This is a genomic window from Kitasatospora sp. GP30, assembly GCF_029892145.1.
Lineage (GTDB): Bacteria > Actinomycetota > Actinomycetes > Streptomycetales > Streptomycetaceae > Kitasatospora > Kitasatospora acidiphila.
The window spans coordinates 278,963-303,628 of record NZ_JARZAH010000003.1; the positions used below are offsets into that span (position 1 = coordinate 278,963).

General features: G+C 72.4%; 21 protein-coding genes and 2 pseudogenes. 11 read left to right on the forward strand and 12 right to left on the reverse strand.

What is annotated here, in order from left to right; genetic code table 11:
• Positions 1–8 precede the first annotated feature (8 nt).
• The 4 genes from P3T35_RS07135 to P3T35_RS07150 all read left to right on the forward strand — a co-directional run bounded on the left by P3T35_RS07135 (position 9) and on the right by P3T35_RS07150 (position 3,599).
• On the forward strand, positions 9–590 hold the full coding sequence (locus P3T35_RS07135; RefSeq protein ID WP_101379716.1) for a TetR/AcrR family transcriptional regulator: 582 nt from the start codon (positions 9–11) through the stop codon (positions 588–590).
• Positions 587–2,224 (forward strand): ABC-F family ATP-binding cassette domain-containing protein, encoded by a 1,638-nt coding sequence (locus tag P3T35_RS07140; protein WP_101379717.1) that lies wholly within the window; start codon positions 587–589, stop codon positions 2,222–2,224. The genes P3T35_RS07135 and P3T35_RS07140 overlap by 4 nt, the downstream gene beginning before the upstream one ends.
• Positions 2,225–2,254: 30 nt before the next feature.
• On the forward strand, positions 2,255–2,911 hold the full coding sequence (locus tag P3T35_RS07145; protein ID WP_101379718.1) for a nitroreductase family protein: 657 nt from the start codon (positions 2,255–2,257) through the stop codon (positions 2,909–2,911).
• A 64-nt stretch (positions 2,912–2,975) separates the two neighbouring features.
• Positions 2,976–3,599, forward strand: coding sequence for a GNAT family N-acetyltransferase (locus P3T35_RS07150; RefSeq protein ID WP_180356386.1), 624 nt, complete (start codon positions 2,976–2,978; stop codon positions 3,597–3,599).
• Positions 3,600–3,631: 32 nt separating this feature from the next.
• Here the strand turns inward: P3T35_RS07150 and P3T35_RS07155 are convergent, their stop codons facing one another.
• From P3T35_RS07155 to P3T35_RS07170, 4 genes and pseudogenes are all read right to left on the reverse strand, one after another.
• A complete protein-coding gene (locus tag P3T35_RS07155) occupies positions 3,632–5,266 on the reverse strand; it encodes an isovaleryl-CoA dehydrogenase (protein WP_101379720.1) in 1,635 nt (544 codons plus the stop codon).
• Between the two features lie 160 nt (positions 5,267–5,426).
• Positions 5,427–5,939, reverse strand: a pseudogene (locus tag P3T35_RS07160) (cupin domain-containing protein); the annotation flags it as partial.
• On the reverse strand, positions 5,936–7,132 hold the full coding sequence (locus P3T35_RS07165) for a cytochrome P450 (protein ID WP_101379722.1): 1,197 nt from the start codon (positions 7,130–7,132) through the stop codon (positions 5,936–5,938). The pseudogene P3T35_RS07160 and the gene P3T35_RS07165, both read right to left, overlap by 4 nt.
• A gap of 21 nt (positions 7,133–7,153) precedes the next feature.
• The gene (locus P3T35_RS07170) at positions 7,154–8,224 is read right to left on the reverse strand and encodes a type III polyketide synthase (RefSeq protein WP_101379723.1); all 1,071 of its coding nucleotides are present in this window, start codon (positions 8,222–8,224) and stop codon (positions 7,154–7,156) included.
• A gap of 113 nt (positions 8,225–8,337) precedes the next feature.
• Here P3T35_RS07170 and P3T35_RS07175 point away from each other — a divergent pair, with 113 nt between their 5' ends.
• Complete coding sequence (locus tag P3T35_RS07175) at positions 8,338–8,886, forward strand: NUDIX hydrolase (RefSeq protein ID WP_280704678.1); 549 nt, start codon at positions 8,338–8,340, stop codon at positions 8,884–8,886.
• Between the two features lie 71 nt (positions 8,887–8,957).
• Here the strand turns inward: P3T35_RS07175 and P3T35_RS07180 are convergent, their stop codons facing one another.
• On the reverse strand, positions 8,958–11,336 hold the full coding sequence (locus P3T35_RS07180; RefSeq protein WP_280704681.1) for a Tex family protein: 2,379 nt from the start codon (positions 11,334–11,336) through the stop codon (positions 8,958–8,960).
• 58 nt (positions 11,337–11,394) lie between these two features.
• Between P3T35_RS07180 and P3T35_RS07185 the strand changes: the two genes are divergently transcribed.
• On the forward strand, positions 11,395–11,772 hold the full coding sequence (locus P3T35_RS07185; protein WP_101379724.1) for a PPOX class F420-dependent oxidoreductase: 378 nt from the start codon (positions 11,395–11,397) through the stop codon (positions 11,770–11,772).
• Here the strand turns inward: P3T35_RS07185 and P3T35_RS07190 are convergent.
• On the reverse strand, positions 11,762–13,426 hold the full coding sequence (locus P3T35_RS07190) for an AMP-binding protein (RefSeq protein WP_280704683.1): 1,665 nt from the start codon (positions 13,424–13,426) through the stop codon (positions 11,762–11,764). The genes P3T35_RS07185 and P3T35_RS07190 overlap by 11 nt on opposite strands.
• Before the next feature lie 151 nt (positions 13,427–13,577).
• On the opposite strand from P3T35_RS07190, the gene P3T35_RS07195 reads away from it, so the two are divergent.
• Positions 13,578–14,444 (forward strand): hypothetical protein, encoded by an 867-nt coding sequence (locus P3T35_RS07195; RefSeq protein WP_143676773.1) that lies wholly within the window; start codon positions 13,578–13,580, stop codon positions 14,442–14,444.
• Positions 14,445–14,496: 52 nt separating this feature from the next.
• Here P3T35_RS07195 and P3T35_RS07200 read toward each other — a convergent pair whose 3' ends face one another.
• On the reverse strand, positions 14,497–15,213 hold the full coding sequence (locus P3T35_RS07200) for an alpha/beta hydrolase family protein (RefSeq protein WP_180356387.1): 717 nt from the start codon (positions 15,211–15,213) through the stop codon (positions 14,497–14,499).
• Positions 15,214–15,217: 4 nt separating this feature from the next.
• On the opposite strand from P3T35_RS07200, the gene P3T35_RS07205 reads away from it, so the two are divergent.
• Complete coding sequence (locus P3T35_RS07205) at positions 15,218–16,111, forward strand: MerR family DNA-binding transcriptional regulator (protein WP_180356388.1); 894 nt, start codon at positions 15,218–15,220, stop codon at positions 16,109–16,111.
• Positions 16,112–16,139: 28 nt separating this feature from the next.
• Here the strand turns inward: P3T35_RS07205 and P3T35_RS07210 are convergent.
• A pseudogene (locus P3T35_RS07210) lies at positions 16,140–16,490 on the reverse strand (helix-turn-helix domain-containing protein); the annotation flags it as partial.
• 87 nt (positions 16,491–16,577) lie between these two features.
• Here P3T35_RS07210 and P3T35_RS07215 point away from each other — a divergent pair.
• Together P3T35_RS07215 and P3T35_RS07220 are read left to right on the forward strand one after the other, a co-directional pair.
• Complete coding sequence (locus P3T35_RS07215) at positions 16,578–17,789, forward strand: pyridoxal phosphate-dependent aminotransferase (protein WP_101379730.1); 1,212 nt, start codon at positions 16,578–16,580, stop codon at positions 17,787–17,789.
• Between the two features lie 177 nt (positions 17,790–17,966).
• Positions 17,967–20,378 (forward strand): terpene synthase family protein, encoded by a 2,412-nt coding sequence (locus P3T35_RS07220; RefSeq protein ID WP_180356389.1) that lies wholly within the window; start codon positions 17,967–17,969, stop codon positions 20,376–20,378.
• A gap of 9 nt (positions 20,379–20,387) precedes the next feature.
• Here P3T35_RS07220 and P3T35_RS07225 read toward each other — a convergent pair whose 3' ends face one another.
• The 4 genes from P3T35_RS07225 to P3T35_RS07240 all read right to left on the reverse strand — a co-directional run bounded on the left by P3T35_RS07225 (position 20,388) and on the right by P3T35_RS07240 (position 24,053).
• On the reverse strand, positions 20,388–21,017 hold the full coding sequence (locus tag P3T35_RS07225) for a histidine kinase (RefSeq protein ID WP_101379731.1): 630 nt from the start codon (positions 21,015–21,017) through the stop codon (positions 20,388–20,390).
• Positions 21,018–21,231: 214 nt separating this feature from the next.
• The gene (locus P3T35_RS07230; protein WP_101379732.1) at positions 21,232–22,353 is read right to left on the reverse strand and encodes an NAD(P)-dependent alcohol dehydrogenase; all 1,122 of its coding nucleotides are present in this window, start codon (positions 22,351–22,353) and stop codon (positions 21,232–21,234) included.
• Between the two features lie 69 nt (positions 22,354–22,422).
• A complete protein-coding gene (locus tag P3T35_RS07235; RefSeq protein WP_280704688.1) occupies positions 22,423–23,616 on the reverse strand; it encodes a GMC family oxidoreductase in 1,194 nt (397 codons plus the stop codon).
• 83 nt (positions 23,617–23,699) lie between these two features.
• On the reverse strand, positions 23,700–24,053 hold the full coding sequence (locus P3T35_RS07240; protein WP_180356218.1) for a hypothetical protein: 354 nt from the start codon (positions 24,051–24,053) through the stop codon (positions 23,700–23,702).
• Positions 24,054–24,214: 161 nt separating this feature from the next.
• Here P3T35_RS07240 and P3T35_RS07245 point away from each other — a divergent pair, with 161 nt between their 5' ends.
• Positions 24,215–24,547, forward strand: coding sequence for a YnfA family protein (locus P3T35_RS07245; RefSeq protein ID WP_101379733.1), 333 nt, complete (start codon positions 24,215–24,217; stop codon positions 24,545–24,547).
• Positions 24,548–24,666 lie beyond the last annotated feature (119 nt).

Sequence of the window (24,666 nt, forward strand, 5' to 3'; positions counted from 1 at the left end):
GTATGGGAATGCCCTCTTCGCCCCGACCTCCCGGCCGCCCGCGCACCGGCGTCACCACCGAGGTCTTCGCCGCCACCCTGTGCACCGTCCAGGAGCTCGGCTACGCCCGTGCCACCGTGGAACGCATCGCCGCCAAGGCCGGCGTGGCGAAGACGACGGTCTACCGCCGCTGGCCGTCGAAGGGCGAGCTGATCGTGGACTGCCTGCTCGACGCGTTCGGGCCGGCGCCCCTCAAGGAGGGCGCCGGTCAAGCCGAGCTGCTGGCCACAACCATCCGCTGGATCGCGGCGAAGATCAGCGAGCCCGGGGTGGGCGACGCGTTCGCCGGCGTGTTCAGCGACGCCGTCAGCGACCCGGCCCTGCGCGAAGTCCTGGCCGCGCGCTTGCAGGAGCCCTACCGGCTCACCCTGCTGAGCGCGCTCGACGAGCCCTCGCAGCGGGTCCTCTTCTTCATCGACGTCGTCGTCGGCACCCTGCTCCACCGGATGGGCATGACCGGCGAACCGATGGCCGATGCCGACGTCGACGCCCTGGTCACGATGGTGCTGGGGTACTTCGCCGGGCAGCCAATAGGATCGACACCATCATGAGCGCAACTCTCGTCACCAAAGACCTGGCCGCCGGACACGGCGAGCGGACCCTGTTCAGCGGACTCGACCTCGTCGTCGCCCCCGGCGAGGTGATCGGACTGGTCGGCGTGAACGGCGCCGGCAAGTCGACGCTGCTGCGGCTGCTGGCGGGGCTGGACCGGCCGGAGCACGGGAGCATCGCGCTCAGCCCGCCGAGCGCCACCGTGGGCCACCTGCCGCAGGAGCCCGAGCGGCGCCCCGGCGAGTCGGTGCGGGAGTTCCTGGAGCGGCGCACCGGGGTGGCCGCCGCCCAGGCGGCGCTGGACGCCGCCACCGAAGCGCTGGTGGCCGAGGCGCCCGGGGCCGACGACGCCTACGCGGACGCCCTGGACCGCTGGCTGGACCTCGGCGGCGCCGACCTCGCGGAGCGGGCCGAGCAGGTGGCCGGTTCGCTCGGCCTGACCGTCAGCCTGGACCAGGAGATGACCTCGCTCTCCGGTGGCCAGGCGGCCCGCGCGGGGCTGGCCTCGCTGCTGCTCTCCCGCTATGACGTCTTCCTGCTGGACGAGCCGACCAACGACCTGGACCTGGACGGTCTGGAGCGGCTGGAGGCGTTCGTCAAGAACCTGCGCGCCGGCACCGTGCTGATCAGCCACGACCGCGAGTTCCTGGCCCGGACCGTGACCCGGGTGCTGGAGCTGGACTTGGCCCAGCAGCAGGTCAACCTCTACGGCGGCGGCTACCAGTCGTACCTGGACGAGCGCGACCGGGCCCGCCGGCACGCCCGCGAGGAGTACGAGGAGTACGCGGACACCAAGGCCTCGCTGGAGGCCCGGTCCCGGATGCAGAAGTCCTGGGCGGACAAGGGCACGCGCAACGCGCTGAAGAAGAGCCCGGACAACGACAAGAACCGCAAGGCCGCCTCGGTCTCCTCCTCCGAGAAGCAGGCCGCCAAGGCCAAGCAGACCCTGCGGATGATCGAGCGCCTGGAGGTGGTCGAGGAGCCGCGCAAGGAGTGGGAGCTGCGGATGGAGATCGCCGTCGCCCCGCGCTCCGGCTCGGTGGTGGCAACGCTGCGCCAAGCCGTCCTGAAGCGCGGCGAGTTCGGCTTCGGGCCGGTGGACCTGCAGATCGACTGGGCGGACCGGGTGGCCATCACCGGCGCCAACGGCTCCGGCAAGTCCACTCTGCTGGCAGCGCTGTTGGGCCGGCTGGAGCTGGACTCCGGCCAGGCGTCGCTGGGTTCGGGCGTGGTGGTCGGCGAGGTGGACCAGGCGCGCGGGTTGTTCTTCGGCCCGGAGACCCTGATGGCCGCGTTCGGGGCTGCCGTGCCCGAGCTGAACGAGGCCGATGTGCGCACCCTGCTGGCCAAGTTCGGCCTCAAGGCGGTGCACGTGCTGCGCCCGGCCGACACCCTCTCCCCCGGCGAGCGCACCCGGGCCGCGCTGGCGCTGCTGCAGGCGCGCGGGGTGAACCTGCTGGTGCTGGACGAGCCGACCAACCACCTCGACCTGCCGGCCATCGAGCAGTTGGAGTCGGCGCTCGCCTCCTACACCGGCACCCTGCTGCTGGTCACCCACGACCGCCGGATGCTGGAGTCGGTCGCGGTGAACCGCCGGATCTCCATGGCGGACGGGAAGTTGACGGAGGTTTAGACCACTGCGGGGCTTCTCATACTTGCTGGTATGACGACGTCCCACCCCACCGTCCCGCTCGCCCCGATGCCCGTGCCGGCCGACCAGGCCGAGGCGCGCGCCCGGAGCTTCCACGACGTGATGGCCCGGCGGCGGACCGTTCGCGACTACTCGCCGCGCCCGCTGCCGGACGGGGTGCTGGAGTGGGCGATCCGTACGGCGGCGACGGCGCCCAGCGGTGCGCACGTGCAGCCGTGGCGGTTCGTCGTCGTCACCGATCCGGAGCGCAAGCGGCGGCTGCGGGAGGCGGCGGAGGCCGAGGAGCGCGAGTTCTACGACCACCGCGCCTCCGAGGAGTGGTTGGCCGCGCTCGCCCCGATCGGCACCGACTGGCACAAGCCGTTCCTGGAGGACGCGCCGGCCGTGATCGTGGTCTTCGAGGTGCACAAGGGCCCCGACACGCCACGCCCGTACTACACCAAGGAGTCGGTCGGCATCGCGGTCGGCCTGCTGCTGGCCACCCTGCACCAGGCCGGCCTGGCGACCCTCACCCATACGCCGAGCCCCATGCGCTTCCTCAACGAGATCTGCGAGCGCCCGCCCGAGGAGCGCGCCGCCTATGTGATCCCGGTCGGCTACCCGGCCGACGGCGCCCGAGTGCCGGACCTGCACCGCAAGGAGCTGGACGAGGTGCTGGTCCGGCTGTGACGGCGCCGGCCGACCGCACGAATTCCGTGGTCGGCGAGGGGATCCGGCTGCCATGATGCTTGACATGAACCACACTGACGACGGCCCTGTCAGTCTCGCGGCGCCGACCACCACGCAGACCATCGCCCAGGCCACCGCCCGGCCGCCCGAGCTCCTCGACCTGCCCGACGGTTTCGTGCTGCGCCGCCGCACCCTGGCGGACGCCGACACGGTCAACGAGGTGATTGTCCGCGACCTGGAGCATCTGCGTCCGTGGATGGCCTGGGCCACCACCGCCCCGACCCTGGAGCGCTCCCGGGAGATGACCAAGATCGGCTGGCAGCTCTGGGAGGACGGCACGGACTTCATGTACGTGCTGGGCCGGGCCGACCAACCCGGCAGCGTGCTGGGCATGTTCGGCCTGCACCGGCGGATCGGGCCGGGCGCGATCGAGATCGGCTACTGGGTGGCCCGCGAGTACACCGGCCGTTCGCTGGCCACCAACGGCGCCGCCGCGCTCACCGAGGCCGCCCTGGCGCTGCCCGACGTCGAACGGGTGGAGATCCACTGCGACCAGGCCAACGCCGCCAGCGCCGCGGTGCCGCGCAAGCTCGGCTACCGGCTCGACCGGGTGCACGAGGAGTCCCCCACCACCCCGGCCGAGACCGGCAAGAAGCTGATCTGGATCAAGGAGCGGACCGCCTGCTGACGGCCCGCCCCCACGAGATCAAGCCCCGGGAATCACGCCTGGACCATCGCGGCCCGGCTGATCAGCGTCTCGGTGTCCACCCCGGTCGGCAGCGTGCCGAAGGCGGCGCCGTGGTCGCCGCCCAGCCGGGAGGCGCAGAACGCGTCGGCCACCGCGGCCGGGGCGTGCCGGACCAGCAGCGCGGCCTGCAGCGTGACGGCCATCTGCTCCACCACCCGCCGGGTGCGGTACTCCAGCTCGCTGGTGTCGCCGAGTTGCTTGCGCAGCCCGGCGACGGCCGCGTCCAGGTGGCGGTCGGCCCCGGCCGCCGCCTCCAGCTCGGCGAAGTAGGCGTCCACCGAGCGCGGGTTGCGGGCCATCGCGCGCAGCGCGTCCAGCGCCGCGACATTGCCCGAGCCCTCCCAGATCGAGACCAGCGGCGCCTCCCGGTAGATCCGGGGCATGCCGGACTCCTCCGCGTAGCCGTTGCCGCCCAGGCACTCCAGCGCCTCGGCGGCGTGCGCCGGACCGCGCTTGCAGGTCCAGTACTTGGTGACGGCCAGCGCCAGCCGGCGGAAGTCGGCCTCGTCCTCGTCGCCGGCCAGTGACCGGTCGGTGGCCTCGGCGAGGCGCAGCGCGATGGTGGTGGCCGCCTCCGACTCCAGGGACAGGTCGGCCAGCACGTTGCGCATCAGCGGCTGGTGGATCAGCTCGGCGCCGAAGGCCTTGCGGTGGGTGGCGTGCTGCACGGCCCGCTGGACGGCCACCCGCATGCCGGCCGCGGCGCCCAGGGTGCAGTCCAGGCGGGTCATGTTGACCATCTCGATGATGGTCCGCACCCCGCGCCCCTCCTCGCCGACCAGCCAGCCGACCGCCTCCTCGTACTCCAGCTCGGAGGAGGCGTTGGAGCGGTTGCCGAGCTTGTCCTTGAGCCGCTGGATCCGCAGGGCGTTGCGGGTGCCGTCCGGCAGCACCCGGGGCAGCACGAAGCAGCTGAGCCCGCCCGGCGCCTGGGCCAGGGTCAGGAAGACGTCGGACATCGGCGCCGAGGTGAACCACTTGTGCCCGGTGAGGTGGTAGGTGCCGTCGCCGGCCGGCAGCGCCACCGTGGTGTTGGTGCGCACGTCCGAGCCGCCCTGCTTCTCGGTCATCGACATGCCGGCGATCAGGCCGCGCTTGCCGTGCGGCTCGCGCAGGCCGAAGTCGTAGTGCCGGGCGGCCAGCAGCGGCTCCAGCCAGCCGGCCAGCTCGGGGGTGGTGCGCAGGGCCGGGACGGAGGCGTAGGTCATCGAGATGGGGCAGCCGTGCCCGGCCTCGACCTGGCTCCACAGGTAGAATTTGGCGGCCCGGGCGGTGTGCGCGCCGGGGCGGGCGTCCTGCCAGGGCGCGGCGTGCAGGCCGTGCTCGACGGCGATGGTCATCAGCTCGTGCCAGGCCGGGTGGAACTCGACCTCGTCGATCCGGTGGCCGAACCGGTCGTGGGTGTGCAGCACCGGCTCGTGCTCGTTGGCGAGGCGCCCCCACTCGGCGGCCTGCTCGGTACCGGCCAGCCGGCCCAGCTCGTGCAGCTCGGGCAGCACCCAGTCGGCCCCGGCCCGGTGCAGCGCGGCGAGCATGGCCGGGTCCTCGGCGGTGTTGTGCCCGTACGGCAGCGGAACCTGGTTGGTGACCTCGTGGGTGTGCGGCACGGCCTGCTCCCTACTCGTGAGTAAGTGTCAGTCCCAGCCTGCCTCATCCCGCGCCGGTTGGGCCAGCTCCAGTCGAACCGGCCCCAGTCGAACCGACCCCGGCCGGATCGGTGCCGAGCGGATCGGTCCCGAGCGGCTCGGTGGGCAGCGGCTGCCCCGGCTTCAGCGGGGTGAACTGCTCGACGTCCCAGCGGCGGCGCAGCTCCTCGACTGCGCCGGGCGGGGGTGCGCCATCGGCCAGCAGCTCGAAGAGCTCCTCGAAGTAGCGCTCGTGGTCGGGCGGCGGGGCGGCCTGGAAGAGCATCCGGGCGGGGTTGGGCCCGGGGTTGGCGAAGCCGTGCGGGCAGCCGGGCGGAATGTGGATCAGGGCGCCGGGGGTGCCGCGGCGCACCGTCTCGCCCTCCGCGGAGCGCCAGTTCTGCCAGCCGCCGGCGGTGCGCACCTCGGGCTCGAAGGCGAACATGTCCACCTCGCCGTCCAGCACGTAGAAGAACTCCTCGGTCCTGGTGTGCCGGTGGGCGCCGACGTCGAAGCCCACCGGGACCACCACCTCGAAGAGCGAGCCGACGGTGCTGCGCTCCCCCGTGATCTTGAAGGTGACGTGCTGGGCCGGCCCGGTCAGCGTCCGCCCGCCGCCGGGCGGCAGGATCAGCCCGCTCAACGGGCCGCTCACCAGGTGACCGGCAGGGCGCGCGGGCCGCGGATCAACTCGCCCTTGCGCCATGGCACCTGATCGGCGGGCACGGCAAGTCGCAGCCCTGGCAGGCGGTTCAGCAGGGCGCGCAGCATGGTCTGGGTCTCCATCCTGGCGAAGGTCGCGCCGACGCAGTAGTGCGGGCCGTGCCCGAAGGCCAGGTGCGGGTTGGGCTGCCGGTCGAAGTCCAGCTCGTCGGGATCGGCGAAGACCGCCGGGTCGCGGTTGGCCGCCAGGTAGGAGGAGTGCACCGCCTCGCCCTCGCGGACCGTGACCCCGCCCAACTCGACGTCCTCGGTGGCGATCCGGGCCTGCCCGGTGGCATTGCGGTGCGGCAGCCAGCGCAGCAGCTCCTCCACCGCCTGCGGCAGCAGCTGCGGCTCGTCGAGCAGCCGCTGCCACAAGTGCGGGCGGGTGAGCAGGATGTAGGCCATGGTGCTGCTGTTGAAGCGCACCGAGTTCATGCCGCTGATCTGCATCAGCACCGCGAAGGCCACCAGTTGCTCGCGGGTCAGCTCGCCGTCCTTCTCGCCCTGGACCAGGTGGCTGAGCAGGTCGTCCCGCGGTTCGGGGTGCCGCTGCTCGGCCAGGCCGTCGAGGTAGGCGCCGATCTCCTGCTTGGCCCGCTCGCTCTCCTCGGGGCTGCGCGCGGCGGTGATGATCTGCACCGTCCAGTCGGCGACCTGCGCGCGGCCTGCCTCCGGGATGCCCATCAGGTCGCTCATGCCGTGCAGCGCGAACGGGGTGTAGTAGTGCTCCATCAGGTCGGCCGGCGAGCCGTGCTGGACCATCGCGTCCAGCAGCCGGTCGGCCAGCGCCTCGGAGTGCGGCCGCCGGGCCTCGGTCTGCTTGCTGGTGAAGGCCCTTGAGGCGGCGCGGCGCAGCTTGGTGTGCTCGGGCGGGTCGGCGAAGCCCACCGCGTCGTTCAGCGGGATCGGGTTGGGCGCCAGCCTGGTGACGTCCTGGCGCAGCAGCCGGGTCCGGCTGAACCGCGCGTCCGAGGTGACCTTGGTGACGTCGGCGTACTTGCCGGCCAGCCAGGCCTGGCCGGTGCCGTGCGGCAGCCGGATCCGGCCCAGGTCCTCCCGGGAGAGCGCGCCGTGCAGCACCGGGTCGAACTCCAACTCGTCCAACTCGTCGACGGTCCAGAAGACCGGCTCGGTTTCCGACATCCGAAACCCTTTCCGTTCGGTTCAGTTCAGTCGCTCGCGACGGCGGTCGATCCAGGTGCCGAGCGACATCTCGGCGGTGATGCCGGGACCGAACCCGGCCAGGATGCCGCGGTGCCCGCTGATCGCCGTGCCCTCGTCGAAGAGCCGGCCGAGCGCGTCCAGGACCACGCCGCTGGCGATGTTGCCGTACTCGGTGAGGGTGGCCCGGCTGTGCCGGAAGGCCTCGCCGGGCACCTCCAGGAACCGGCTGAGGTCGTCCAGGATCCGCGGGCCGCCCGCGTGGATGATGTAGAAGTCCAGGTTGGCGGCCTTCCAGGCATGCTCGTCGGCGAGCGCCTCCAGCGCCGGGGCCAGCGGCTCCATGGTGCCGGGCACCCGCTTGTCCAGCTGGAAGTGGAAGCCGGTGGACCGCACCGCGTAGGAGATCCAGTCCTGGGTCCCGGGGATCAGGTAGGAGCCGTTGCGCTCCAGCCGCACCCCCCAGCCCTGGTCCCCGCCGCGCACCACGGCCGCCGCGACCGCGTCCCCGAACAGGCCGTCGGAGAGCAGCTGGCCTACTCCGAGGTCGGCCGGCTGGTAGCAGAGCGAGCAGAACTCGCAGGCCACGACCAGGGCGTTGCGCTGCGGGTAGGCGGTGCAGAAGTCATGCGCCCGGTTGATCGCCGCGCCGCCTGCCGCGCAACCGAGTTGGGCGATCGGCAGCTGCCTGGTCTGCGCGTTGAAGCCCATCTCGTTGATCAGCCAGGCGGTCAGCGACGGCATGCTGAAGCCGGTGCAGGAGACGAAGACGATCAGATCGATCTGGCGGACCGTCAGTTCGGCATGGTCCAGGGCCTGTTGGACGACCCGGGGCACCCGCTTGCGCGCCTCCTCGAAGAACAGCAGGTTGCGACTCTCGAAGCCCGGATGCGCCAGGGTCCGCTCGATCGGCTGGACGATGTGCCGCTTGCGCACCCCGGTGTTCTTGATCAGCCGCAGCACCAGGCCCAGGTCCGGGTGGTCCCGGTGCTTGTCGCGGGCGATCGCCAGGGTGTCGTCCATAGTGATGACGTGTTCCGGCACTTCGGTCGCCGGCCTGCAGAGCACCGCCATGTCTTCCGCCTTCCCAGCACCGATCCACAACCAATGCGTCACCGAAACCATACGACGTCAATACGGTGCGTAGTCACTCACGCCACACGGGTAGCCGCGACTAGGATCCAGCGGTGACCAACAGCCCTGAGCTCATCAGCCCGCCGCAGGACCGGTATCCGGCGCTGTTCGCGCCCCAGCGGTGGGAGTGGGGCGGCATCGACGCCCAGTTCAGCCTAGCCATGCCGCCCGACGGACTGATCACCAACATTCACCTGATCGGCTTCATCGGCGACCAGGTGGTGGTCTGCGAGGACAACCGGGGCCACTGGTTCCTGCCCGGCGGCACCCGCGAGGCCGACGAGACGGTGCGCGACTGCCTGGTCCGCGAACTGCGCGAGGAGGCCGGCGCGCGGCTGTGCGGCGAGCCGTTCTGGATCGGCGCGCACCTCGCGGTGACCGACCGGCCCGCCCCCTACCGACCGTGGCAGCCGCACCCGGAGAAGGCCTGGCTCTGGGGCTGGGCCGAGGTGGAGTTGGACGGCGCGCCGACCAACCCGGACGACGGCGAACAGGTCGTCCAGGTCCGGGCCCTGCCGGTCGCCGAGGCCGCCGCGCTGATGGGCGCCGAGCCCTGGCGGGCCGAACTGATCAGGCTCGCCGCCGAACTGCGCCGGGCATGACGCAGCGGGGCGGGTCACGGACCCGCCCCGCTCCGCTCGGCTGACTCAGCGGCTCAGCTGGCTCAGCTGGCTCAGCGGCTCAGCCCGGCCCGGCGAAGCGCGTCCGCCATCGCGCTGTTCACCACGGGCGCCGGTGCCGAGCCACCGCGCCGGTCCTGACGCGGCGGGCGCGAGCCGCGCTCCCGACCGCCACCGCCCTGACCGCCACCCTGGCCGCCCTGGCCGCCCTGGCCGCCGCCACGGGCCGGCTGCGCCTCGTCGTCCAGCCGCAGCGACAGGCCGATCCGCTTGCGCGGCACGTCGACCGAGACCACCTTGCAGGTCACCACGTCACCCGGCTTGACCACCTCGCGCGGGTCCTTGACGAACTTCGTGGACAGCGCCGAGACGTGCACCAGGCCGTCCTGGTGGACGCCCACGTCGACGAAGGCGCCGAACGCGGCGACATTGGTCACCACGCCCTCCAGCACCATGCCGACCACCAGGTCGCCGATGGTGTCCACGCCCTCCTTGAAGGTCGCGGTGCGGAACGCGGGGCGCGGGTCGCGGCCCGGCTTGTCCAACTCGCCCAGGATGTCGGTGACCGTCGGGATGCCGAAGGTCTCGTCGGCGAACTCGGCCGGCTTCAGGGCCCGCAGTGCCGACCCGTTGCCGATCAGCTCCTTGACGGTGCCGCCGGTCTTCGACAGGATCCGCCGCACCACCGGGTAGGCCTCGGGGTGCACCGCGGAGGCGTCCAACGGGTCGTCACCACCCGGGATCCGCAGGAAGCCCGCGCACTGCTCGAAGGCCTTCGGGCCCAGCCGGGCCACGTCCTTGAGCGACTTGCGGGTGCGGAACGGGCCGTTGGCGTCGCGGTGCGCCACGATGTTGTCGGCCAGCGTCGAGGTCACCCCGGAGACCCGGGTGAGCAGCGGCGCGGAGGCGGTGTTGACGTCCACCCCGACCGCGTTGACGCAGTCCTCGACCACGGCGTCCAGCGACCGGGACAGCTTCACCTCGCTGAGGTCGTGCTGGTACTGGCCGACACCGATCGACTTGGGGTCGATCTTCACCAGCTCGGCCAGCGGGTCCTGCAGCCGGCGGGCGATCGAAACCGCGCCGCGGATCGAGACGTTGAGCTCCGGCAGCTCCTGGGAGGCGAAGGCCGAGGCGGAGTAGACCGAGGCGCCGGCCTCGGAGACCATCGCCTTGGTCAGCTTCAGCTCCGGGTGGCGCTTGATCAGGTCCTCGGCGAGCTTGTCGGTCTCCCGGGAGGCGGTGCCGTTGCCGATCGCCACCAGGTCGACGTCGTGCGCCTTGGCCAGCTTGGCCAGGGTGGCCAGCGCCGCGTCCCACTTGTTGGCCGGCTGGTGCGGGTAGATGGTGTCGTGCGCGACCACCTTGCCGGTGGCGTCCACCACCGCGACCTTGACGCCGGTGCGGAAGCCCGGGTCCAGGCCCATGGTGGCGCGGGTGCCGGCGGGCGCGGCCAGCAGCAGGTCGCGCAGGTTGGCGGCGAACACCTTGACCGCCTCGTCCTCGGCCTCCTGGCGCAGCCGGCCGCGCAGGTCCAGGCCGAGCCGCACCAGGATCCGGGTGCGCCAGGCCCAACGGACCGTGTCGCCCAGCCACTTGTCGGCCGGACGGCCGTGGTCGGCGACGCCGAACCGGGCGGCGATCCGCTGCTCGTAGTCGCGCTCGTCCGGCAGGTCGGCCTCCTCGCCCTCGTAGGGCGACAGGTCGAGGTCGAGCACCTCCTCCTTCTCGCCGCGCAGCATCGCCAGGATCCGGTGCGAGGGCAGCTTGCTGTAGGGCTCGGCGAAGTCGAAGTAGTCGGCGAACTTGGCGCCGTCCTGCTCCTTGCCGTCGCGGACCTTGGCGACCAGGCGGCCGCGGGTCCACATCCGCTCGCGCAGCGAGCCGATCAGGTCGGCGTCCTCGGCGAACCGCTCGACCAGGATCGACCGGGCGCCGTCCAGGGCGGCGGCCGCGTCGGCGACGTTCTCATTGAGGTAGCCGGCGGCCAGCGCGGCCGGGTCCTGGGCGGGGTCGGCCAGCAGGGTGTCGGCCAGCGGCTCCAGGCCGGCCTCCCGGGCCGCCTGCGCCTTGGTGCGGCGCTTGGGCTTGAAGGGCAGGTAGATGTCCTCCAGCCGGGCCTTGGAGTCGGCGGCCAGGATCTGCGCGCGCAGCGGGTCGTCCAGCTTGCCCTGGGCCTCGATCGACTCCAGCACGGCGGCCCGGCGCTCCTCCAGCTCCCGCAGGTAGCGCAGCCGCTCCTCCAGGGTGCGCAGCTGGGCGTCGTCCAGCTCGCCGGTGACCTCCTTGCGGTAGCGGGCGATGAACGGCACGGTCGACCCGCCGTCCAGCAGCTCGACCGCCGCCTTCACCTGCCCCTCCCGGACCCCGAGCTCCTCGGCGATCCGCCGCCCGACTGCTACTTCGGCTGGTGTGGTCACGAAGCCGGTCACCTTCTCCAGTGTGTCGCTGCACGTACGCACCGCATTGTGTCAGCTGTACAGTCCGCATATGGATGACGCGCTGCTGGACCGGCTGGGGAACGGCAAGTACCTGCTGATCACCTCGTACAAGAAGGACGGCACGCCGGTGGCCACCCCGGTGTGGGTGGTCCGCGACGGGCAGGCGCTGGGTGTGTGGACGGCCGCCGACAGCTGGAAGGTCAAGCGGATCCGGCGCCGGCCCGAGGTGCTGGTCGGGCCGTGCGACATGCGCGGCAACCCGACCGGCGAACCGGTGCCGGCCACCGCCGAGCTCGTCGACGCGGCCCCGTACCGTCCCCTGCTGGCCCGCAAGTACGGCCTGCTCGGGCGGCTGACCATGCTGGGCAGCCGGCTGCGCCGCGGCACCGGGGGGACGGTCGGGATCCGGATCGCCCTCAGCTCCTGAGCTCCGGGAACTGGTCCTCGCGCCACTCGGCGGACAGCTCGCCGCCCTGCTCCTCGCGGGTGCGCAGCTCGACCCGGCGGATCTTGCCCGAGATGGTCTTCGGCAGCTCGAAGAACTCCAGCCGGCGCACCCGCAGATAGGGGGCCAGGTTCTCGCGGGCGTGCCGCAGGATCGCCAGCGCGGTCTCCCGGGTCGGCTCCCAGCCGGGCGCCAGCGCGACATAGGCCTTCGGTACCGCCAGACGGGTGGGATCGGGTGCCGGGACGACCGCCGCCTCGGCGACCGCCGGGTGCTCGATCAGCACGCTCTCCAGCTCGAACGGGGAGATCTTGTAGTCGGAGGCCTTGAAGACGTCGTCGGTGCGGCCGATGTAGGTGATGTAGCCGTCGGCGTCCCGGGCGGCCACATCGCCGGTGTGGTAGTAACCACCGGCCATGGCGGCGGCGTTGCGCTCTTCGTCGTCCAGGTAGCCGGTCATCAGGTTGACCGGGCGCTGCGCCAGGTCAAGGCAGATCTCGCCCTCGTCGGCGGGCTTGCCGCTGACCGGGTCGACCAGCACCACCGGCACGCCGGGCAGCGGACGGCCCATCGAGCCGGGCTTGACCGTGCCGCCCGGGGTGTTGCCGATCAGCAGGGTGGTCTCGGTCTGCCCGAAGCCGTCCCGGATGGTCAGCCCCCACCGCCGCTCGATCTGGGCGATCACCTCCGGGTTGAGCGGCTCACCGGCCGCGAACAGCTCGCGCAGCGTGCCCGGGCCGGCCGACAGGTCGCTCTGGATGAGCATCCGCCAGACCGTGGGCGGCGCGCAGAAGGTCGTCACCTCGGCCCGCCGCAGCTCGGCCAGCAGCCGCACCGGGTCGAAGCGGGTGTAGTTGTGCACGAAGATGGTGGCCTCGGCGATCCACGGCGCGAAGAAGCAGCTCCAGGCGTGCTTGGCCCAGCCCGGTGAGCTGATGTTGAGGTGCACGTCGCCGGGGCGCAGGCCGGACCACGCCATCGTGGTCAAGTGGCCGACGGGGTAGGAGACCTGGGTGTGCTGCACCAGCTTGGGGCGGCTGGTGGTGCCGCTGGTGAAGTAGACCAACAGCGGGTCCTCGGGCGCGGTGACGGCGGGCAGCGGTGCCGGCTCGGTGATCCGGTAGGCGTCCTCGAAGGGGGTCCAGCCCTCGACCGGGCCGCCGACCACGATCCTGGTGCAGTCGCCGCCGGTGAACTTCTCCGTGTCGGCGGCGTTGGCCACCACATGGCGGGCCCGCCCGCGTTCGATCCGGTCCGCCAGGTCGGCGGGGCCGAGCGCGGTGGTGGTCGGCATGATCACCGCGCCGAGCTTCATCACCGCCAGCATCGCCTCCCACAGCTCGACCTGGTTGCCGAGCATCAGCAGCACCCGATCGCCCTTGCGCACGCCGAGGCCGGCCAGGTGGTGGGCGACCTGGTCGGAGCGGCGGGCCAGCTCGTCGAAGCTGTGGCGCTGCTCCCGCCCGTCCTCCTCGACGATCCACAGCGCGGTGCGGTCGTTGTCCCGGGCGATCGCGTCGAACCAGTCGACGGCCCAGTTGAACCGCTCGCCGAGCTCGGGCCAGGCGAACGGCTCCTGACGCAGTAGCAGGTCCCGCGCGGCACGATAGCGGTCGGTCGGGGTGGGGTTGGTCACGGCGACTCCCTTGGGACGGTTTCCCGCCTTGGCGTGTATACGTCTCGCCGGCGAGCTTGAGGACCGCGCGGCACGCCACCAGTATCTGGACCGAGTCGCCGCAGCACAGCCCCCCACACGTTCTTCCTGATCCGTGAATGCGAGCGCCCCCATGACTCTTCGCCAGAGCACTTCCGTCCGCCGCGCCATGGCCGCCGTCGCCGCCGCCCTGGCCGTGGCCGCGCTGCCGGCCGCCCAACTCGCCGCCGCCCCAGGCGCCGCTGCGAGCCCCGCCCACAGCGCCTCCTACGCACAGCAGAGCCCGACCCGAAGCAGCTCGCAGATGCGCTACCACGGCGGGCCCGTGCAGCACCACCCGGTCGTCTACCTCGACTTCTGGGGCAGCCAGTGGAACAGCGACACCAACGGTGTGCAGCCCTACCTGACCAAGCTCTTCCAGGGCCTGGGCACCAGCCAGGACACCTGGTCCGCCATCACCTCGCAGTACACCGATTCCTCCGGCACCGGCCCCACGTTCAGCGGCCCGGTACTGGGCGGCAGTTGGGTGGACAACGCGGCTCCCGCGCCCGCCTCCTCGCAGCAGTACGACATCGCCGCCGAGGCCGACAACGCCGCCGACCACTTCGGGGTGGCCGGCGACACGGACGCGCAGATCGTGGTGCTCAGCCCGCACGGCACCTCGCCCGACGGCTGGCCCAACTCGGGCTTCTGCGCCTACCACGACTACAGCGGCAGCGTCTCGTACACCAACATGCCCTACCAGCTGGACGCCCCGGCCGGCAGCCGCTGCCCCAACAGCGCGCTCGGCGGCAAACTGGACGCCTTCAGCATCGTCGAGGGCCACGAGTACGCCGAGTCGATCAGCGACCCGCAGCCCAGCTCCGGCTGGGTCAACTACGCGGGCCAGGAGATCGGCGACACCTGCGAGAGCAACTTCCAGAAGGTGGCACTCCCCACCGGCACCTTCGCGATGCAGCCGCTCTGGAGCAACCGGGCCGGCGGCTGCTCGATCAAGTAGCCCCCGGGTGCTGACGGGCCGTCCCCTCGCCCGGCCCGTCAGCACCCGTGCGCTAGTCGGCGAGCAGCGGCTCGCCCTCGCCCCGTGCGGCCCCGGCCAGCACTTCGGCCAGCCGCTCGGGCATCGAGAACATCGGGCTGTGGCCGCTGGGCAGTTCGACGTAGCGGTTGGCCGGGTTGGCCAGCCAGGCGAACCTGGGCGCGCCGGTGGCGTGCAGGCCGCGCACCAGGGCCAGGTCGGCGCCGCTGAGGGTGCAGAGCACGCCGGTCATCGGCAGCCGCTTGAAGGCGCCGGTGAGCCGGATCGGCTCGGTCATGCTGCGTGCGGGCCAGAACGGCACCCGCTGCGGCAGCTGTTCGGCGATCTCGGCCGGCAGGTCGCCGCCGGACAACCAGGCCACCTCGGGGTAGGGCACCAACTCGCCCGTCACGGTGGCCCCGTGCTCACCCGGCGCCAGGTCGACCAGCGACTCGCCGTCCTCCGGTAGCGGCGCGTCGATCAGCACCGTGCGGGCCACCCGCTCCGGCCAGGCGTCGGCCGCGGCCAGCGCCGGGAAACTGCCGTAGCTGTGGCCGACCAGCACCACCGGCTCGTCCTGCTCGGCCAGCACCTTGGAGACCTGGGCGATGTGCTCGGTCAGTCCGTCGCTCGGCGCGGTGCCGAGGGTGACCGGCACCGCGCGGTGTCCGGCGGCGGTCAGTTCGGCCGCCACCTGCCGCCAGGCCCAGCCGTCCAGCCAGGCTCCGGGAATCAGTACGAATATGCTCATGGACGTGACCGTAGGAACTCCCCCAGGGGGAGAAACCAGCCTGAGCATCGGGATGCTGGCCGAGGCGGCGGGGGTCAGCGTCAAGACCGTGCGCTACTACTCGGACCAGGGGCTGCTGCCCGCCGCGCAGCGCAGCGCGGGCGGCCACCGGCGTTACGGTACTCCGGCGCTGGCCCGGTTGCGGCAGCTTCGCGGGTTGCGGGCGCTGGGGCTGTCGCTGCCGACGGCCGGGGAGGTGGCGGCCGGTGAGCTGGCGCTTGACCGGGCGTTGGCCCAGGAGCGGGCCGAGCTGGCCCGGCAGCTCACCGAACTGCGCTGGCGGGAGGCCGCGTTGGCCGCGCTGGCGGACCACCCCGAGGAGTTGCTGACGCTGGGCGAGGCGCTGCGCGAGGCGCCCAGGATGGATGTCTTCGCGGCCTTCTGGCGCCGGGTGCTGCCGGTGCGGCTGCCGACCGGGCTGAAGCGCGCGATCGTGGACGCCGTGCTGCCGGAGCTACCCGCCGAGCCGACGCCTCAACAAGCGCTTGCCTATGCCCGGTTGCACGCGCTCAGCAGTGACCGGGAGCTGGCCGCCGCCGCCCGGACCCCGGCCGCGAAGGACACGCCCAGCCTCAGCCTGACCTACGAGGGCACCAGCGAGGCCTACCGGCTCGCCCTGGCCGAGCTGGCCCGGGGCGCCGAGCCGGGCCCCGGGGAGGCACTGGACGCCTATGTCGCGGCGTTCGCCCGCGGCGCCGGGCGGGTCGACGACGCCGCGTTCCGCCGCGAACTGGCGGCCTTCGAGCTGACCCACCCGGTGATCGCCCGCTACTGGCACCTGGCCCGCGCCCTGCACCCGGGGCCGACCATGGGCGACGCCCACGAGTGGATCAACTCGGCGCTGCGCCTGCCGGGCTGACCCCGTTGATCGGCGCACCGCCCGTGACCCAGTGCCCGCGCACCGCGTCGGTCGGCCGCTGCTCCCCCAGCGCCGGCAGCCCCCAGTCGCCCAGCGCGGTCAGCACCGGGTGCAGCGCCGCGCCGCGCTCGGTCAGCTCGTAGACCGTGGCGTTGGCCGGCCGCTCCAGCCGGCGCCGGACCACCAGGCCCTCGGCCTCCAGTTGCTTGAGCCGGGCGGCCAGGATGTCGGTGGACACCCCGGGCAGGTCGGCGTGCAGGTCGGTGTAGCGGCGCGGTCCGCCGAGCAGCTCACGGACGATCAGGAGGCTCCAGCGCTCTCCCACCGCGTCCAGGGCCCGGGCGATCGCGCAGTACTGGTCGTAGCTTCGGCGTGACATGGCATCAGCATAGCCAAGAGGTTGGACTTTCCAAGTGCTCGCTTGGTAGAACAAAGCAACCAGGTTCGGCGGTGTGGAGGCTCAGTCATGGAGTTCCGGCAGTCCAGCAAGCTCGCGGGCGTGTGCTACGAGATCCGCGGCCCGGTGGTCGACCAGGCCAACGCCCTGGAGGAGGCCGGGCACAGCGTGCTGCGGCTGAACACCGGCAACCCGGCGCCGTTCGGCTTCGAGGCGCCCGAGGAGATCCTGCAGGACATCATCCGCAACCTCCCCAGGGCGCACGGCTACAGCGACGCCCGCGGGATCCTGCCGGCCCGCCGCGCAGTGGTGCAGTACTACCAGCAGCGTGGCGTGACCGGCGTCGACGTCAATGACGTCTTCCTGGGCAACGGCGCCTCCGAGCTGATCCAGATGGCCGTCCAGGCGCTGGTCGACGACGGCGACGAGGTGCTGGTCCCGGCCCCCGACTTCCCGCTGTGGACGGCCGTGGTCCGCCTCGCCGGCGGCAAGGCGGTGCACTACCTGTGCGACGAGGAGGCCGACTGGTACCCGGACCTGGACGACATCGCCGCCAAGATCACCTCCCGCACCAAGGCCATCGTGGTGATCAACCCCAACAACCCGACCGGCGCGGTCTACCCCAGGGAACTGCTCACCGGCATCCTCGAACTCGCCCGCCGGCACGGCCTGATGGTGCTGGCCGACGAGATCTACGACAAGATCCTCTACGACGATGCCGAGCACCACTGCCTGGCCGCGCTCGCCGACGACGTGGTGACCCTGACCTTCAACGGCCTCTCCAAGGCCTACCGGGTGGCCGGCTTCCGCAGCGGCTGGCTGGTGGTCTCCGGCCCCAAGCAGCACGCCAGGGACTACCTGGAGGGGCTGACCATGCTGGCCGGCATGCGGCTCTGCCCCAATGTGCCGGCCCAGTACGCGGTGCAGGCGGCGCTCGGCGGCCACCAGTCGATCCACGACCTGACCCTGCCGAACGGCCGGCTGACCGAGCAGCGCGACGTCACCTGGCGGGCGCTCAACGAGCTGCCCGGGGTGAGCTGCGTCAAGCCCAAGGGCGCCCTGTACGCCTTCGCCAAGCTGGACCCGGCGGTGCACAAGATCAAGGACGACGAGCAGTTCGCCCTGGACCTGCTGCTCCGCGAGAAGATCCACATCGTGCAGGGCACCGGCTTCAACTGGCCGCGCCCGGACCACTTCCGGTTCGTCACGCTGCCGCGGGCCGACGATCTGGAGACCGCGATCAGCCGGATCGGCCGGTTCCTGACGACCTACAAGCAGTAGCCCGCACGGGGGCCCTTCGCTGGATCATGCCGATCTGACGGAAATTCACTCGAAAGAACACGTACACCGAGAACCGCACGCCGGGTCCGCGCTGCTGCGCGCGGCTTAACGGACGTCGATCTTCCGCCGAAGATGAGGAAGATCGACGTTCCGACTTCCCGGTGGGGGGATCTTCCGATGGCGCAGCCGTTCCAGCTACCAGACTTCTACCTGCCGCACCCGGCCAGGCTCAACCCGCACCTGGAGGGCGCGCGCGAGCACACCAGGGCGTGGGCCCGCCGGATGGGCATGCTGGAGGGCAGCGGCGTCTGGGAGCTCCAGGACCTGGAGGACCACGACTACGCCCTGCTCTGCGCCTACACCCACCCCGACTGCGATGCCGAGGCGCTCGACCTGGTCACCGACTGGTACGTCTGGGTGTTCTTCTTCGACGACCACTTCCTGGAGATCTTCAAGCGCACCCTGGACCGGGCCGGCGGCAAGGCGTATCTGGACCGGCTGCCGCTCTTCATGCCGATGGACCTGGAAGATGGCTTCCCGGAGCCGACCAACCCGGTCGAGGCCGGCCTCGCCGACCTGTGGGCGCGCACCGTGCCGCACATGTCGCTGGACTGGCGGGCCCGGTTCCGCGAGTCCACCGAGCACCTGCTCAACGAGTCGCTCTGGGAGCTCTCCAACATCAACAAGGGCCGGGTCGCCAACCCGGTGGAGTACATCGAGATGCGCCGCAAGGTCGGCGGCGCGCCCTGGTCCGCCGGGCTGGTGGAGTTCGCGGCCAACGCCGAGGTGCCCGCCCGGGTGGCCGGCAGCCGCCCGCTGCGGGTGCTGCGCGACACCTTCTCCGACGGCGTCCACCTGCGCAACGACCTCTTCTCCTACGAGCGCGAGATCGGCTCCGAGGGCGAGCTGAGCAACGGCGTGCTGGTGCTGGAGCGGTTCCTCGACTACTCCACCCAGGAGGCCGCCGACGCGGTCAACGAGATGCTCAGCTCCCGGCTGCACCAGTTCGAGAACACCTTCTTCACCGAACTGCCGCCGCTGTTCGCCCAGCACCAGCTGGACATGGCGGAGATGGGCCGGGTGCTGGCCTACGCCAAGGGCCTGCAGGACTGGCAGTCCGGCGGCCACGAGTGGCACATGCGGTCCAGCCGCTACATGAACAAGGGCTTGGTCGGCAGCAGCGAGCTGCCGGGCTTCTCGGCGGTCCCGACCGGCCTGGGCACCGCCGCCGCCGATCTGCGCAAGCTGATCCACCTCCCCGCGCTGCGGCAGTTCGCCCACCGGCGCTACCAGGTGCTGCCGCCCTACGAGCGCCCCGAGATCCCGATGCCGTTCACCCCGGGCCGCAACCCCCATCTGGAGTCGGCCCGGCGCGACTCCGCCACCTGGGCCCGCGAGCTGGGATACCTGGAGGTGGTCCCGGGCGTGCCCGACTCCGGGGTGTGGAGCGAGAAGAAGTTCCGGGACTACGACCTGGCGCTCTGCTCGGCCGGCCTCGACCCGGACGGCACGCCTGAGGAACTGCTGCTCTCCGCCCGGTGGCTGATCTGGGGCACCTATGCGGACGACTGGTTCCCGCTCGCCTTCGGCTACAGCGGCGATGTGACCGGCGCCCGGGCCTGCGTGGAGCGGCTGGCCGCCTTCATGCCGCTGGACGATCCGGCGGCCGGGCCCGAGCCCGCCAGCGCCATCGAGCGCGGTCTCGCCGAGCTGTGGGCGAAGACCGCGGGCCCGATGGACGAGAAGGCCCGCCGCACCTTCCAGGGCGCCATCAACGCGATGCTGCGCAGCTGGGTCTGGGAGGTCGCCAACCTCGCCGAGAACCGGATCCCCGATCCGGTGGACTTCATCGAGATGCGCCGGGACACCTTCGGCACCGACCTGACCATGGCGCTCAACCGGTTCGCCCACCAGCGCACCGTGCCGGACGAGGTCTTCGAGTCCGGCACCGTCCAGGCCCTGGAGCACGCGGCCGCCGACTTCGCCTGGCTGATCAACGACCTCTACTCGCACCGCAAGGAGATCCAGTACGAGGGCGACATGCACAACGCCGTCCTGGTGGTGCAGAACTTCCTCAACTGCGATCTGCCGCACGCCCTGTCGGTGGTCAGCGACCTGCAGCACTCGCGGCTGGAGCAGTTCCAGCACCTGGTGGCCAACGAACTGCCGCAGCTCTACCAGGACTTCCGGCTGACGGACGGTCAGCGGGCCGAAATGGAAGCCTACGTACAGGATCTGCGCAACTGGATGAGCGGTATCCACGTCTGGCACCGCGACATCCTCCGGTACCGGGAGTCCGAGCTGGAGCACCAGCCGGCGGCCTACCAGGCCCGGCTGGCCGAGGCGGCAGGCCGCCCGGCCGCCGCGGCGACGGCACCCGCCACGGCGCCGGCGCTCAAGGCGGCACCGGCCGTGCCCGAGGCGGCAGCCGCCCGGGTGCCGGCCGTGCCCCATCCGCCGCTGCCGCGCCGCCCAGCCGCCGTCGCTCCGGCAGCGGCCGCCGCCGCGGCGCCGACGGCCGGCTGGGCGGGCGAGCTCACCGGTCTGGGCACCTCCGCCGCCCGGCTCGCGGTCGCCGCCCGCCGCTGAACCACTCCGCTAGGCGGCGACCTCCACGGCGGCCGGCAGCGGCGGCAGCGGGTCGGGCGCCAGCTCGATGGTCACCTGCACCCGGCGGCCGTCCATCCGGCCCGCCAGCTCGCGCAGTGCCCCGGTCAGGCCGACCCGGCCGAGGTCGGCGGGTGCCAGGCCGTCGGTGATCCGGCGCAGCTCGTCGATCGCGTTGCCGATGCCCAGCGAGGCGGTCCGCAGCGACGCCGCCACCGCCCCCTCGGGCGGCAGCCCGCTGCGGGCCGTGTCGATCTGCAGCCGCAGTCCGGACAGCGCGGGCCCCAGGCCGTCGTGCAGGTCGTGGCGCAGCCGCTTGCGCTCCTCCTCGCGGGCCAGCACCAGCTGCTTGCGGCTGCTCTGCAGTTCCTCGGTGAGGCGCAGCGAGGCGATCGCGGGTGCCGACTCGTCGACCAGGAAGCGCAGCACCACGCGGTCCTGCCGGTCGAGCAGCGGCTGCCCGGAGCGGGGTCGGGCGTGCAGTTCGCCGATCTCCGCGCCCTCGAAGGTGATCGGGAAGACCTCGGCGCCAGGCCCGGTCTCCCCGAGGGCGGCCAGTTCGCGCGGCCCGCCACGGGTCGCCACCGTGACCCGGGCGCCCGGCAGGCCCAGGTTGCCCACCGCCGTCGGGTCCGTTGGCCTTGACGGCGTCCGGCACCTCGCCCACGACCAGCCCGCCGGCGTCGCTCTCCAGGGCGGCCCGCAGACCCGCGCGGAAGAGCGGGTGGTCGTCGACGAGCAGCACCCGGACGACGCCGCCCGGGTGCTGCTCGTGCGACTGCTGTTCTTCGTGCGACCCTTCCACATTCGAACACCATCAGTAACGAAGTGGCAACTATCCGCTCATCTGCAGCACGGGTTTGACGACCGCTCCGGACAGCGCGTCCTCGGCGGCCCGGTCGATCTGCTCGAAGGGATAGCCGCGGACCAGCTTGTCGACCGGCAGTCTGCCGGTGCGGAACAGCTCCACGAGGGCGGGCAGGAACCGCTGCGGCATGCTGGCGCCCTGGTTGATGCCGACGATCCGCGGAGCCCGGTCCAGCAGCTGCGGGATGTCGAGCCCGAGCTCGGTGCCCTGCGGCGGTGCGCCGGCCACGCCGAGCACGCCGCCGACGGCCAGCGCGGTGACCGCCTGCCGCAGCGCCGGGAGGGCGCCGCTGGCCTCCAGTGCGCGGTCGGCGCCATGACCGTCCGTCAGGTCCTCGATCGCGGCCACGGCGTCCTGCTCATGGGCGTCGACGATGTCGGTGGCGCCCAGCTCGCGGGCCAGCTCCAGGCGGGCGGGGTGGAGGTCGACGGCGATGATCCGGGTGGCGGCGGTGAGCCGGGCGGCCATCACGGCGGCCAGGCCGACGCCGCCGGCTCCGAAGACGGCGAGCGTGTGGCCGGGCTCGGGGCGCAGCACGTTCAGCACCGCGCCGGCGCCGGTCTGCACTCCGCAGCCGAACGGGGCCAGCGCCTCGGCGGGCAACCCCTTGGGTACCGGCACCACGTTGCGGTCGGAGGCCAGTGCCAGGGTGGCGAAGGACGACTGCCCGAAGAACTTGCCGTGCAGCGATCGGCCGGCGTCGTCCCACAGCACCGGCGAGCCGTCCAGGCGGCGGCCGCCGAACAGGTTGAGCGCCTGCCAGTGCAGGCACTGCACCGGGCGCAGCTCCCGGCAGGCCCGGCAGGCACCGCAGGAGTCGAAGCTGAGCAGCACCCGCTCACCGCGGGTGGTCGCGGTGACCGCGTCTCCCACGGCGGCGACCGTGCCGACGCCCTCGTGGCCGAGCACGCCGGGCAGCGGGAACGGGGTGTGACCGGCCCGCACGCTCAGGTCGGTGTGGCAGATGCCGACGGCCTCCAGTTCCACCAGCACCTCGTGCGGGCGGGGGTCGTCGAGCTGGATCCGCTCGATGCCGAACGCCTGCCCGGCGGACCGGGCGACGGCGGCGGTTGCGGTTGCGGTTGACATGACTCTCCTAGCTGTCTGAGCAACTCTCTTGCTCTTCTTGCTTCTTGAGGGTTCACCCGTTGGGTTTCATCAGTCGAGCAGTCCGCCCAGTCGGGCGGTGCGCAGGGCTCGGGCCGCGATGGTCAGGGTCGGGTTGACGGCGGCGGAGGACGGAAAGTAACCGCCGTCCACCACATAGAGGTTGCGCAGCTGGTGGCTGCGGCGCAGCGGGTCGAGCACCGAGCGTGCCCCGTCCAGCCCGGCGACCGTGGTGCCGCACTGGTGACCGGTCGCGTCGATGCCCATCCGGTGGGCGAGCACCAGCGGATAACCGGCTCGGCGCAGCATCCGGCGGGCGGCCCGCAGCAGTTCGCGGTGGGCACGCAGGTTGGTGGGCTCGCGGCGCAGCACGATCTGGCCGTCGGGCGCCGGGGTGACCCGGTTGTCCGGGTCGGGCAGGTCCTCCGACATCACCCACCAGTCGAGGCTATGCGCGGTGAGCCCGACCCGCAGCCCGTGGGGACAGGCGGCGGGCAGCATCTCGGGGCGCACCTTGCCCATCAGTTGCAGGTTGCCGAGCGGATACCGGCCGCTGGGGCCCGAGTGGTAGAAGTCGTTGACGGCCAGGGTCTTCTGGAAGGTGACCGGGTTGCGGCGGCGCGGATCCACCGCCACCACCACGCTGTTGTTGTGCAGCATCAGGTTGCGGCCCACCAGGCCTGAGCCGTTCGCCAGGCCGTCCGGATACTGCTTGTTCGCCGAACGCAGCAGCAGGGCAGCCGAGTTGATCGCGCCGGCGGAGAGCACCACCCGGCCGGCGGTCACCGTCGCCGTCACCGGGCGGCCCTCGCGCAGGGCGTGCACAGTGGTCACGGCCCGGCCGGCTCTGTCGGTGTCCAGCCGGGTGACCCGGGTGTGGGTTAGCAGGCGGACGTTGCCGCGGCGCAGCGCGGGGCGCAGCGCCCGGGTCTCGGCGTCGCTCTTGGCGCCGACCCGGCACGGGAACCCGTCGCAGGTGCCGCAGCGCAGGCAGGAGCGGCCCAGGGCGAGGTCGATGCCGAGTTCCAGCGGGAACGGGTGCAGGCCCTGTCGGCGCAACCGCCGCTCCAGGTCGGCCACATAGGGTTCGTGCTCGACGGGCGGGTGCGGGAACGGGCCGGAGCGCGGCGGCGCGGTCGGGTCGCCCGGCCGCTCGGCGCCGCGCGGGTGGCCGTGCACCCGGTAGAGCCGCTCGGCCTCGGCGTAGAACGGCTCCAGTTCCGTGTCCTGATGTCCCGATCGCACGGGAGTACGGCCACGGCCGGGTCCTGGGGCGGCGGTCACAGGGGGCCGCACGCTGGGAGCCCCGCTTGCGGGAGGGCTCCGGGTTACGCCACCACTGCGGCCCGCACCGCCCGCGCCACCGGCACCGCGGGCTGCTCGACCGGGCGCAGCGCGTCGGCGTCGTCCGGCGAGACGGCGGTCAGCATCGATCCGCCGGCCACCCGGGGGTTCCCGAGCGCCCGCAGTAGCACCAACTCCCGTGCTGCCACCGCCTTTCGGCCGAGCTCGGTGGGCAGCCCCGCCGCGGCCAGCAACCGCAGGTGGGCGGCCGCCCCGGCGGCATCCAGCAGCCCGAGCCGCTCGGCGAGCCGCGCCGCCAGCAGCAGACCCTGCGCGGTGCCCTGCCCGTAGCGGAGCACGGCGCCCGGGCCCCGGCCGAACGGGTCGAAGGTGAGCATCCCCGGACCTGGTTGCCCTCTCACGGTCCGTGCGCCCGCGTCCCGACCGCATGAGCCGCCCGACCCGACCGGGCCCGGCCGCCTGCCCGGCCGCGTGCCCGGGCGTACCGCCCCCCGCCGTCCCGCTGTCCCGCCCCGGGCACACCGTAAACTCGCTGCTCATGACCGTCGCCCGCTCCATCGTGCTGTTCCTGCTCTCCGCGCTGCTGGAGATCGGCGGCGCCTGGCTGGTGTGGCAGGGCGTCCGGGAGCACCGGGGCTGGGCCTGGATCGGGGCCGGCGTGGTGACGCTCGGGGCGTACGGCTTCGTGGCCACCCTGCAGCCGGACAGCCACTTCGGCCGGGTGCTGGCCGCGTACGGCGGCGTCTTCGTGGCGGGCTCGCTCGCCTGGGGCGTGGTCGCCGACGGATTCCGGCCGACCCGCTACGACCTGATCGGCGCCGCGATCTGCCTGGCCGGGGTCGCCGTCATCATGTACGGGCCGCGCCGCTGACGCCGTAACGCCTGTGCGGCTGACGCTGTACCGCCTGTACCGCCTGAGCCGCCCGCGCCGCTGAAGGGCGCGGACGCTGACGCCGTCCAGACCGCTGAGGTGCACGGGCCGCCCCTCCG

Excerpts from the sequence above, each read along its gene's own strand:
- P3T35_RS07135 (WP_101379716.1), top strand. The coding sequence starts at position 9 with ATGCCCTCTTCGCCCCGACCTCCCGGCCGCCCGCGCACCGGCGTCACC.
- P3T35_RS07140 (WP_101379717.1), top strand. The coding sequence starts at position 587 with ATGAGCGCAACTCTCGTCACCAAAGACCTGGCCGCCGGACACGGCGAG.
- P3T35_RS07145 (WP_101379718.1), top strand. The coding sequence starts at position 2,255 with ATGACGACGTCCCACCCCACCGTCCCGCTCGCCCCGATGCCCGTGCCG.
- P3T35_RS07150 (WP_180356386.1), top strand. The coding sequence starts at position 2,976 with ATGAACCACACTGACGACGGCCCTGTCAGTCTCGCGGCGCCGACCACC.
- P3T35_RS07165 (WP_101379722.1), bottom strand. The coding sequence starts at position 7,132 with ATGTCGGAAACCGAGCCGGTCTTCTGGACCGTCGACGAGTTGGACGAG.
- P3T35_RS07170 (WP_101379723.1), bottom strand. The coding sequence starts at position 8,224 with ATGGCGGTGCTCTGCAGGCCGGCGACCGAAGTGCCGGAACACGTCATC.
- P3T35_RS07185 (WP_101379724.1), top strand. The coding sequence starts at position 11,395 with ATGGATGACGCGCTGCTGGACCGGCTGGGGAACGGCAAGTACCTGCTG.
- P3T35_RS07195 (WP_143676773.1), top strand. The coding sequence starts at position 13,578 with ATGACTCTTCGCCAGAGCACTTCCGTCCGCCGCGCCATGGCCGCCGTC.
- P3T35_RS07200 (WP_180356387.1), bottom strand. The coding sequence starts at position 15,213 with ATGAGCATATTCGTACTGATTCCCGGAGCCTGGCTGGACGGCTGGGCC.
- P3T35_RS07215 (WP_101379730.1), top strand. The coding sequence starts at position 16,578 with ATGGAGTTCCGGCAGTCCAGCAAGCTCGCGGGCGTGTGCTACGAGATC.
- P3T35_RS07220 (WP_180356389.1), top strand. The coding sequence starts at position 17,967 with ATGGCGCAGCCGTTCCAGCTACCAGACTTCTACCTGCCGCACCCGGCC.
- P3T35_RS07230 (WP_101379732.1), bottom strand. The coding sequence starts at position 22,353 with ATGTCAACCGCAACCGCAACCGCCGCCGTCGCCCGGTCCGCCGGGCAG.
- P3T35_RS07240 (WP_180356218.1), bottom strand. The coding sequence starts at position 24,053 with ATGCTCACCTTCGACCCGTTCGGCCGGGGCCCGGGCGCCGTGCTCCGC.
- P3T35_RS07245 (WP_101379733.1), top strand. The coding sequence starts at position 24,215 with ATGACCGTCGCCCGCTCCATCGTGCTGTTCCTGCTCTCCGCGCTGCTG.